Here is a 9,571-nt window from a genome sequence, read left to right on the forward strand (position 1 = left end):
GTTAGTGGGTTAGTGGGTTGGTGGGTTAGTAGGGCAAGTTTTGGTGGTGGTGGTGCGGGTGCGTTTGCGGGGTGGCTGGGTTTGTGGGGCGAGTTGCGGTTGGGTTGTGGGTTTCAAGGCTTTTTACGGCCTTCGGTCATGGTTGTGCCGGTTCGGGGTTCGGGTCGGCGGGTCTGTGACTTGGCTGCCGGTTCCCGCGTTCACGACCCCGCCGAACTTCAGGCCTCTTCATCTCCGGTAGGTCGGAGCGAGGGTCTAGATCAAGGTCAAAGTCAAGGTCAAGAGCCCTGGTGAAGAGCCGGCGCCTCCGGCGGGGGCTCTCGGCTCCCTCGGGGAACTGGCGCAATTCCATAGGGTGGTCCGGTCAGGGCCCTGCGGCGGCGGTTTGTGAGGTGGTGCGGTCCGTTCCCCTCGGTCGCGTCGTCAGCCCGGGGGGTACAGCACCGGTGTCCGGGGGTAAAGTCCGCGCGCGGCGGACATGCAGGTGGGCGGCGGTTTCGCACGGCGCGAACTTGACCCCCGGCCACCGGCACTGTAGGCGAAGCCCTGCCGACGCGACCGAGGGGAACGAACCGAAAACCAGCCGGAGAAGTGCAAAGCAGGGGTTCGGTACCCGCGGCTTGGTGAGTTCGGTCGCTGGTAGCGCTAGTACCCGGAGGGGGCCGGGCGCCCTCGCCCATGTCAGGGTCGTGAACTTCGCCCGGTCATGAACTTCACCCCCTAACCGGACGAATCCGGCGCGCAGGTACCGCTTCCGCCCCGCGAAGACCTAGTGTCGTACCTGTGCTGGAGCAGATGAGGATTCGCGGCCTCGGCGTGATCGAGGACGCGGTGTTGGAGCTGTCGCCCGGGTTCACGGCGGTCACCGGGGAGACCGGCGCGGGCAAGACGATGGTGGTCACCGGCCTCGGGCTGCTGTTCGGGGGCCGTTCGGACTCCGCGCTGGTCCGTCCCGGGGCTGAGCGGGCGTCGGTCGAGGGCCGCTTGGTGGTGGACCCCAAGAGTGCCGCCGGGGTGGCTGCGGCGGATGCCGGTGCCGAGTTCGAGCCGGTCGGGAAGGACAAGGCTGAGCTCATCATCTCCCGGTCGGTGTCCAGCGAGGGCCGTTCCCGGGCCAGCCTCGGTGGCGCCGCGGTTCCGATCGGGGTGCTCGGCGGGCTGGCCGACGACCTGGTCGCGATGCATGGCCAGTCGGCGCAGCAGTCCCTGTTGCAGCCGGCCCGTCAGCGTCAGGCCCTGGATCGCTACGCCGGTCCCGCGGTGGCGGAGCCGCTGGCCGAGTACAAGGCCTGTTTCGACCGGCTGAAGAAGGTCGAGGCCATGCTGGAGGAGCTGACCACCCGGGCTCGGGAGCGGGCGCAGGAAGCCGATTTGCTGCGCTTCGGGCTGGCCGAGGTGGAGCGGCTGGAGCCGGTCGAGGGTGAGGACGCCGAACTGGGCGCTGAGGCCGAGCGCCTCGGGCATGCCGACACCCTGCGTACTGCCTCCGGCGGCGCGCACATGGCGCTGGCTGGCAGTCCCGACGATCCCGCGTCCATCAATGCCCTGTCACTGGTGTCGGAGGCCAGCCGCGCGCTGGAGGCCGCCCGGCACCACGATCCGGCCCTGGCCGAGGTCGCGCAGCGGCTTGACGAGGCGTCGTTCCTGCTCGCCGACGTGTCCACCGAGCTGGCCGCCTACGCCGACTCGATCGAGGCCGACCCGCGACGGCTGGCTGATGTCCAGCAGCGCATCAGCGACCTCAATAGCCTGATGCGGAAGTACGGCCCGAAGCTGTCCGACGTCCTGGCCTGGTCCTCCGATGGCGCGCTGCGGCTGGCCGAGCTCGAAGGCGACGATGACCGGATCGCCGCGCTCGCTGAGGAGCGCACCGCGGCGCGCGCCGAGCTGGCCGGGCACGCGGCGCGGGTCTCGGCGGGCCGCGCGCAGGCCGCGGACAAGTTCGCGGCCGCGGTCACCACGGAGCTGGCCGAGCTGGCGATGCCGCACGCCCGCATCGAGGTGCCGGTGACGCAGAAGGAAGTCGCGGGCGGCCTGGACGTGGAGGGCCGCACGGTGGCGTTCGGCCCGACCGGCATCGATGACGTCGAGCTCCGGTTGGCCCCGCACCCCGGGGCGCCGTTTCTGCCGATCGCCAAGGGCGCCTCCGGCGGTGAGCTCTCTCGCGTGATGCTCGCCGTCGAGGTGGTCTTCGCCGGCTCCGACCCGGTGCCCACGTTCGTGTTCGACGAGGTGGACGCCGGGGTCGGCGGCAAGGCGGCGGTCGAGGTCGGCCGCCGGCTGGCCCGGCTGGCCCGCTCGGCGCAGGTCGTGGTGGTCACGCACCTGCCGCAGGTGGCTGCCTTCGCCGACCGCCAGTTGGTGGTCCGCAAGGCCAACGACGGCATGGTCACCCGCTCCGGCGTGGTCGTGCTCGACGACGCCGAGCGCCGCCGGGAGCTGGCCCGCATGCTTGCCGGGCTCGAGGAGTCGGAGCTGGGACAGGCGCACGCCGACGAGCTGTTGCAGGCCGCGGCGGCGGATCGGCAGCGAGGGTAGGGGGCTCGGGTTCGCGGTCGGGGTTCGCGGCTCGGTTCGGGTTCTTCGTCAGCCGGCCTGTCCGGTCGGCCGCACCACGAGCTGGTTGACGTCCACACCTTCCGGCTGGTTGACGGCGAACAGGATCGCGTTCGCGATCTGCTCTGGCGTCAGCGCCGGGGCGGCCTGCGGGGTCCCGCCGCGCTCGTCCCAGAACGGCGTGTCGACCACGCCCGGGGCGATCAGCGTGACCCCCACCCGGTCCTTGGCCACCAGCAGTCGGACGTTCTCGACCAGCGCGTGCACGGCCCACTTCGTGACCGAGTAGAGGTTGCCCGGCGTGTTCCGGATGCCGGCGACCGAGCCGACGACCACGATCCGGCCCTTGGATTCCCGCAGGTGCGGCAGCGTCTCCCGCACCAGCAGCGCCGGGCCGAGGACGTTGGTCAGCACCATGGTGCGCATCGCCTGCGGGTCGTGGTCTTCCAGCGTGCCGGGCAGCGAGAACCCGGCGTTCGCGATCACTGTGTCCAGCCGGCCCCAGGCCTGGACCACCTGGTGCACGGTGGCGGCGACGTCGGTTTCGTCGCTGGCGTCGCCGGCGATGGTCAGCAGCTGGTCGCCGGCCCCGGCCGAGGCGGCGAAGGCGGCCAGCCGGTCGGTGTCGCGGCCGGTGACCGCCACCCGGTGTCCCTGCTTGAGCAGGGCCAGGGCGGTGGCCGCCCCGATGCCGCTCGAACCGCCGGTGATCAGCGTGACGGGTTCCATGGGGACTTGCCTCCTTATCGCCGGCGGCGCGCCGGGGTGCGGATCAACGGAGCGTGGATCAATGTGAGAATACTGCCGTGGCAGTGATCCGAGTGGTGGTGGCCGACGATCAGGCGGCGGTGCGCGACGGGCTGGTCGCGCTGCTGTCCGTGACTCCCGGGGTGGAGGTCGTGGGCGAGGCGGCGGATGGCGCGGCGGCGGTGGCCGCGGCCGAGACGCTGCGGCCGGACGTTGTGCTGATGGACCTGCGCATGCCCGGCATGGACGGGGTCGAGGCGACCCGGCAGATCGGGCAGAGCGCGCCGGGGGTGCGGATCGTGGTGCTCACCACGCACGCCGACGACGCCTCGATCCTCAAAGCCCTGCGGGCCGGCGCCACCGGTTACCTGACCAAGGAGTCCGGGCGCGCCGAGATCGCCCGTGCGATCGAGGCCGCCGCCTCCGGGCAGTCGGTGCTGGACGACGGGGTCGCCGCCACGTTGCTGGCCGCGGCCGTCGACGTCCCGGCGTCGGTCGATCTCACCCCGCGCGAGGCCGAGGTGCTGACCCTGATCGCTCGCGGCAAGTCGAACACCGAGATCGCCGAGGAGCTGTTCGTCTCCGCCGCGACGGTGAAGACGCATATCAACAACCTGTTCGCGAAGATCGGTGTGCGCGACCGGGTTCAGGCTGTGCGCTACGCGCTGCGGCACGGCCTGGACTGAGGCGGGCTGAAGTCGAGCCAGCTTAAGTAAGGAGCGAACTGAAGTCGAGCCAGCTCAAGCAAAGAGCGAACTTAAGCAATGAGCCAGCTCAAGCGAAGACGTCCGCCCCCGCCGCCGCAATCGGCACGACAGCGGCCACCCGGAACCCGCCGGCCGCCGTCGGCTCGGCCTCTACCGAGCCGCCGACCAGCCCGACCCGCTCGCGTAGTCCCACGATGCCCCAGCCGCCGCCGGTGTTCGTCAGTGGCGCGGAGGGGGCCCGCGAGGCCGTGTTCTCGATCGTCAGGGTGATGGTGTCGGCCCCGACTGCCAGCCGGACCTCGACTGCCGCGCCCGGTGCGTGCTTGCGGGCGTTCGTCAGCGCTTCCTGCGTCACGCGTTGCAGTGTTTGCGCCGTCTCCACCGCCAACTCCGGCACCGGGCCGCCGACCACCTCGAACGAGGCCGGCCAGCCGGTGACCTCGGCGTAGTCGGTGGTCAGCGCGGCCAGCGTCTCCTCCGGGGGCTTCACGTCCTCGCGTAGCGCCGCCACCGCGCGCCGTACCTCGGACAGGCCGTCGCGGGCCAGGCGGCGGGCGCGGACGACCATGGTGTGCGCGCGTTCCAGGTCCGAGCCGTCGGACAGCAGGGCGTCCGCGGCCTCCAGTTGGATCGCCAGGCCGGACAGCGAGTGCGCCAGCACGTCGTGTACGTCGCGGGCGATCCGGCCGCGTTCGGCCAGTGCGGCGGCGTGCGCCTGCTCGGTGTTGGCGCGGCGGGTCATCACCAGCAGGTCCTGGGCCCGTTGCAGGGCCAGGCGGCGGGAGCGGCGGGCGTCGCCGAACACGTAGCCGCCGACCGCCACGGCGATGATCCACGGGAACTCGTTGCCGTCGCCGGCGACCACCGCGCTGACCGCGCCGGACGCGATCGCCGCGGCTCCGATGTAGAGGGACGCCACGCGCGGTTCGGCGAGGGCCTGCAGGTAGAGCAGGCTCACGAAGACGTACATGAGTCCGGACGGCACGACCAGGCCCGAGCCGGCCAGTGCCGCCCCGGTGACCGCGAACACCGCGATGGCCGGAAGCAGCACCCGCACCCGGTGGATTGGCGAGAGCGCCCATATGACGCCGGTGACCGTGGCGATCCCGCCGAGCACCCAGGCGGCCGGGTGGCGCGACTGCACGACGCCGATCGTCATCGAGCCGATGGCGAGCAGGCGCATCGCCACGGCGGAGGCCGGCCAGCGCTCGGTCCACCGCCGCAGGTCGGGGAAGTCGTCCTCGGCACCGGTCATGATGAGGCCAGTGTGCCCGGCCGCCGGGGCGCCGAGCACGTCGGGCACGCCGAACCGGCGCATCGCGGTGGTCCGGCTCGCGACCCAGGGACCGAGGGCGGCCATGACCGCCCGGATGCCCAGCAACGTCGAGGCGACCAGGGTGGTCACCGTGGCGATCACTGTGGTCTGCCCCGTCGCCGGGTCCGTGTTCACGACCGCACCATGACCGGGATCCCGCTGGCGTGCGCCCGCGGCAGCACGATCAGCGACTCGGCGGCCAGCGACAGCCCGAACATCAGCATGATCGAGGCGGTCATCGCCGGCTTCCCGGCTCCGGCGTGGACCGCCACCGCCTCCAGCCCGAACCGGGCGGCGATGGAGCCGACCCACAGCAGCATCGTGATCGGGCGGTAGCGGGCCCAGACCACGCCGTCGCGCTCGTAGAGCCGGATCGTGCCGCCGCGCACCAGGCCGATCGCGACCGACACCGCGCCCTGCACGCCGAGCCACACCTGGTCGGTGTGGGTCAGGGTGCCGCCGCTCTTGTGCAGGATGAACCAGCCGTAGACGGCCAGCGCGCCCGGCATCAGGATCGAGCGGCGGGTGTCGACCGGGCGGCCGGTCATCCGCTTGCCGATCACCAGCGCGGCGACCAGGACGATGAGGGCGATCTGCAGGATGTTCATGTCTTCGACGGTAGGCAGCGGGCCGCTTTTCCAGATCGGAGCGGGGGTGGAGTCCGGGGTGGAGATTCCGTGGCCGGGCCGGTGCAGGCCCGGCGGGCGTCCCATCCGCCCCGTACCGCCCACCGGCCAATCCCTTACCGCTGCCAGGGGCGGACGTGCGACGATGAGCGCCAGAGATGACCCACCTGCCGCACCGTCCCCGACGCCAGGCCCGCCAGCCAGACTTGCCGGGCCTGTCCGGCGTGGCCCGGGTGGACCGCCGGACCAAGGACCTGACCAAGCGCCTGCGGGCCGGCGAGATCGCCCTGATCGACCACGTCGACCTGGACGGCCCGGCCGCCGAGGCGCTGCTGGCGTGCAAGCCGGCGGCGGTGGTGAACGCCGCCAAGTCGCTGTCCGGCCGCTACCCGGCGATGGGCCTGGAGATCCTGCTCACCGCCGGCATCCCGGTGGTCGACGAGGTGGGGCCGGCGGTGCTGGAGCGGATCGCCGAGGGCGACGTGGTGCGGCTGGACGGCAACGTGGTGCTGTGCGGCAGCACCCCGGTCGCGGTCGGCAAGGCGGTGGAGCTGGCCGAGGTGGTCGAGGCGCTGGCCGAGGCCCGCTCGACGGTGTCGGAGCAGATCGAGGAGTTCACCAGGAACACCATGGAGTACCTGCGGGCCGAGCGGGACCTGCTGTTCGACGGCGTCGGCGTCCCGGACATCGCCACCGAGCTGGACGGCCGGCACGTGCTGATGGTGGTCCGCGGCACGCACCACAAGGAAGACCTGGCGGTACTGCGCCCCTACATCCGCGAGTACCGGCCGGTCTGCATAGGGGTGGACGGCGGCGCGGACGCGCTGCTGGAGACCGGGCACAAGCCGGACATCATCGTCGGCGACATGGACTCGGTCTCCGACGAGGCACTGGGCTGCGGCGCGGAGCTGATCGTGCACGCCTACCCGGACGGAACCGCCCCGGGCCTGGACCGCGTCACCTCTTTGGGGCTGCCCTGCGCGGTTTTCCCGGCCGCCGGCACCAGCGAGGACGTGGCGATGCTGCTGGCCGACGACAAGGGCGCGTCGCTGATCGTGGCCGTGGGCGGCCACAGCAACCTGGTGGAGTTCCTGGAGAAGGGTCGCGGCGGGATGGCCTCCACGTTCCTGACCCGCTTGCGCGTGGGTGGCAAACTGGTGGACGCCAAGGGCGTGTCGCGGCTGTATCGCAGCCGGATCTCCAACGCGTCGCTGGCCGCGCTGGTCCTGGCCGCGCTCACCACCGTCATCGCCACACTGCTGGTCTCACCGGCCGGGAAGGGATATCTGACCGTGCTCGGCTCGCTGTGGGACGACTTCGTGTTCTGGCTGCGGGGACTGTTCACTTGATTGACTTCCGCTACCACGTCGTCTCCATCGTCGCGGTCTTCCTCGCCCTCACCGTCGGTCTGGTCATCGGCTCCTCCTACCTGAGCAAGGTCGCCTACGACGAGCTGAACAACCAGCTCAGCTCGTTGCGCGGACAGAACCAGGCGCTGCATGGTACCCAGAACCAGCTCAGCGCCCAGGTTCGGGACCGGGACAGCCTGATCGCCGCGCTCGGCCCGGATGCCGTGTCCGGCAAGCTCACGGGCCACTCGGTCGCCGTGGTGATGCTTCCCGGTACCGACGGCTCCAGCGGCGATGCCCTGTCCGACCTGCTGGGCAAGGCCGGGGCGCAGGTCACCGGCGAGGTCACGCTCAAGTCCTCGCTTCTGGACCCGGACCAGGGCGGCAAGCTCACGGCGGCCGCCGCGAAGCTTCCGGCGGCCGAGCGCGGGGGAGAGCAGCTGCCGACCCCGTCCTCCTCGGCGACCTCCGCGACCCCGCCGTCGGTCATCGCCCTGGCCGACATCGCCGGCGCGGTGGTGCACCGGATACCGGCCAACAACTCAGGCGTTGGCGAGCAGGCGATAACGGACCAGGCGTCCCAGGATGTGCTGACCGCCTACAGCAACGCCGGCTATATCGACGTGAAGTCGGCCAGCGCCACCTCGGCGGACCTGGTGGTGGTCATGGCCCCGCCGGCCCCCTCCTCCGGCTCCTCGTCCAACGACGCCGCCGACGCCCTCTACCTGGGCTTCCTTAAGGACCTCACCGGCGGCGGCCGTTCCCTCGGCGCGGTTCTGGCCGGTCCGGCCTCCTCGGCGGAGTCGCCGGGCCTGCTGGCCGCCGCCCTGAAGGACAGCTGGGTCTCCAAGAACGTGTCCACCGCCGACACCGCCGACCAGGCCTCGGGCCGCATCATCACGGTGTTCGCCCTCGCCGAGGCCGCCGGCGGCAAGACCGGGCACTACGGACTGACCGGCACGGCCGACGGCCCGCTGCCGGATCTGCACTAGGACCAGGCGGGCTGGCCGCGGTATGAGGAGGGGATCGGCTCGGGTGAGTGGAGTTCGGGCACGGGGGAGAAGTTCCGGCTTGCTGGGGGGCGCTGGCCGGTTGCGCGGGGCGGCGGTGGTGGATTTGCTGCGCGCGGCTGCTGGCGAGGCAGGTGCCTTAATTGGCGGGAATCCCCTCAGTACCGCGGCCGAGCTCACCCGACCCGGCGCGAGTCGTTCGCCGTTCCCGCCGCGCGCAGCGGGTAGCGTCGAGCGGGTGGCAGCGGCCGGGGTGATCGGCGGCGCCGGTGTGGTGAGCGCCGGTGCGGTCGGCGCGGCGGTAGCGCGGGGCGCATATCGTGTGCTGAATGCGCGGCCACCCGGCGGCCGTGAGCGCTGGTCTCGCAAGAACAACCGCGGGCGCGAAGTCACCCTGCTCGAAGGTCCGGCGGTCGCCGTCGGCATCGCCACCGCCGCGCTCCTGACGCCCGGCCTCCCGCTCCAGGTCCGCCTGGCCGGCTGCGGCGCGGCGCTGGGTGCCGGCGCCGTCGGCCTTTACGACGACCTCAACGAGCGCGGCGCCGCCAAGGGCTTTCGCGGTCACCTCTCCGCCTTGGCCCGGGGCGAGGTCACGACCGGTGCCGTCAAGATCCTCGGCATCGGTGCCGTCGGCCTGGCCGCCGGTGCCGTGGTGCGGCGCGATCCGCTGGAGCGGGTGCTGGCCGGGCTGGTCGTCGCCGGGGCCGCCAATGTGGTCAACCTGTTCGACCTGCGACCCGGCCGGGCCGTGAAGGCAGCGGCGGTCGGCTCGGGGGCGGCCGTGGTGCGCGAGGTGTTCGCGGACGGCGGCCCGGCTTCCGGGGCCCGTAGCGGGCTCCTCACGGCGGCGGCACTCGGTGCCGCCGCGGCGCTTGTGCCCGAGGATCTCGGGGAGCGGGCGATGCTCGGGGACTGCGGTGCCAACGCGCTGGGCGCGGTGCTCGGCGTGGCGGCGGCCGCGCGGGCGTCGCGTCCCGGCCTCGTCGGGTTGGCGGCCGGGCTGGCGGCTCTGACGGCGGCCAGCGAGAAGGTCAGCTTCACCAAGGTCATCGCCGCCACGCCGGCGCTGCGCTTCCTCGACGAGTGGGGTCGCGACACCGGCCCGAAGCCGGGCGAGGCCACCGATGGCTGACGTCCAGATCGAGCACGACCCGGCGGAGGCGGTCGGGCCGGGCAGCGGTGGCGCCACGAGCGCCACCGCCGCGACGACGACCGCGACAACGACAACCACCGACCCCGCCCCAGACGATGCCCCCAACCC

8 protein-coding genes are annotated in these 9,571 nt (G+C 72.2%); 5 read left to right on the top strand and 3 right to left on the bottom strand.

Annotation, left to right across the window (positions count from 1 at the left end):
* Positions 1-795 precede the first annotated feature (795 nt).
* Entirely contained in the window at positions 796-2,538 is a 1,743-nt protein-coding gene (gene recN / locus KGQ19_RS45065) for a DNA repair protein RecN (protein ID WP_212021185.1), read from the top strand.
* Positions 2,539-2,586: 48 nt separating this feature from the next.
* Here the strand turns inward: recN and KGQ19_RS45070 are convergent, their stop codons facing one another.
* Positions 2,587-3,285, bottom strand: a complete 699-nt coding sequence (locus KGQ19_RS45070; RefSeq protein ID WP_212021173.1) for an SDR family oxidoreductase — start codon at positions 3,283-3,285, stop codon at positions 2,587-2,589.
* Positions 3,286-3,368: 83 nt separating this feature from the next.
* Between KGQ19_RS45070 and KGQ19_RS45075 the strand changes: the two genes are divergently transcribed.
* Positions 3,369-3,989, top strand: a complete 621-nt coding sequence (locus KGQ19_RS45075; RefSeq protein WP_368862251.1) for a response regulator — start codon at positions 3,369-3,371, stop codon at positions 3,987-3,989.
* A gap of 88 nt (positions 3,990-4,077) precedes the next feature.
* Here the strand turns inward: KGQ19_RS45075 and KGQ19_RS52395 are convergent, their stop codons facing one another.
* Together KGQ19_RS52395 and KGQ19_RS45085 are read right to left on the bottom strand one after the other, a co-directional pair.
* Entirely contained in the window at positions 4,078-5,460 is a 1,383-nt protein-coding gene (locus KGQ19_RS52395) for a sensor histidine kinase (RefSeq protein ID WP_212021175.1), read from the bottom strand.
* Complete coding sequence (locus KGQ19_RS45085) at positions 5,457-5,933, bottom strand: hypothetical protein (protein WP_212021177.1); 477 nt, start codon at positions 5,931-5,933, stop codon at positions 5,457-5,459. The genes KGQ19_RS52395 and KGQ19_RS45085 overlap by 4 nt, the downstream gene beginning before the upstream one ends.
* Before the next feature lie 176 nt (positions 5,934-6,109).
* Between KGQ19_RS45085 and steA the strand changes: the two genes are divergently transcribed.
* The 3 genes from steA to KGQ19_RS45100 all read left to right on the top strand — a co-directional run bounded on the left by steA (position 6,110) and on the right by KGQ19_RS45100 (position 9,442).
* The gene (gene steA, locus KGQ19_RS45090) at positions 6,110-7,300 is read left to right on the top strand and encodes a putative cytokinetic ring protein SteA (protein WP_212021179.1); all 1,191 of its coding nucleotides are present in this window, start codon (positions 6,110-6,112) and stop codon (positions 7,298-7,300) included.
* Positions 7,297-8,292, top strand: a complete 996-nt coding sequence (locus KGQ19_RS45095; RefSeq protein WP_212021181.1) for a copper transporter — start codon at positions 7,297-7,299, stop codon at positions 8,290-8,292. Before steA ends, KGQ19_RS45095 begins: the two co-directional genes overlap by 4 nt.
* Before the next feature lie 256 nt (positions 8,293-8,548).
* Positions 8,549-9,442 carry a hypothetical protein gene (locus KGQ19_RS45100; protein ID WP_212021183.1) on the top strand — a complete coding sequence of 298 codons (894 nt, stop codon included), beginning with the start codon at positions 8,549-8,551 and terminating at the stop codon, positions 9,440-9,442.
* Positions 9,443-9,571: the final 129 nt, after the last annotated feature.

It is taken from the genome of Catenulispora pinistramenti (assembly GCF_018274385.1).
Taxonomy (GTDB): domain Bacteria; phylum Actinomycetota; class Actinomycetes; order Streptomycetales; family Catenulisporaceae; genus Catenulispora; species Catenulispora pinistramenti.

Excerpts from the sequence above, each read along its gene's own strand:
- KGQ19_RS45070 (WP_212021173.1), bottom strand. The coding sequence starts at position 3,285 with ATGGAACCCGTCACGCTGATCACCGGCGGTTCGAGCGGCATCGGGGCG.
- steA (WP_212021179.1), top strand. The coding sequence starts at position 6,110 with ATGACCCACCTGCCGCACCGTCCCCGACGCCAGGCCCGCCAGCCAGAC.
- recN (WP_212021185.1), top strand. The coding sequence starts at position 796 with ATGAGGATTCGCGGCCTCGGCGTGATCGAGGACGCGGTGTTGGAGCTG.
- KGQ19_RS45085 (WP_212021177.1), bottom strand. The coding sequence starts at position 5,933 with ATGAACATCCTGCAGATCGCCCTCATCGTCCTGGTCGCCGCGCTGGTG.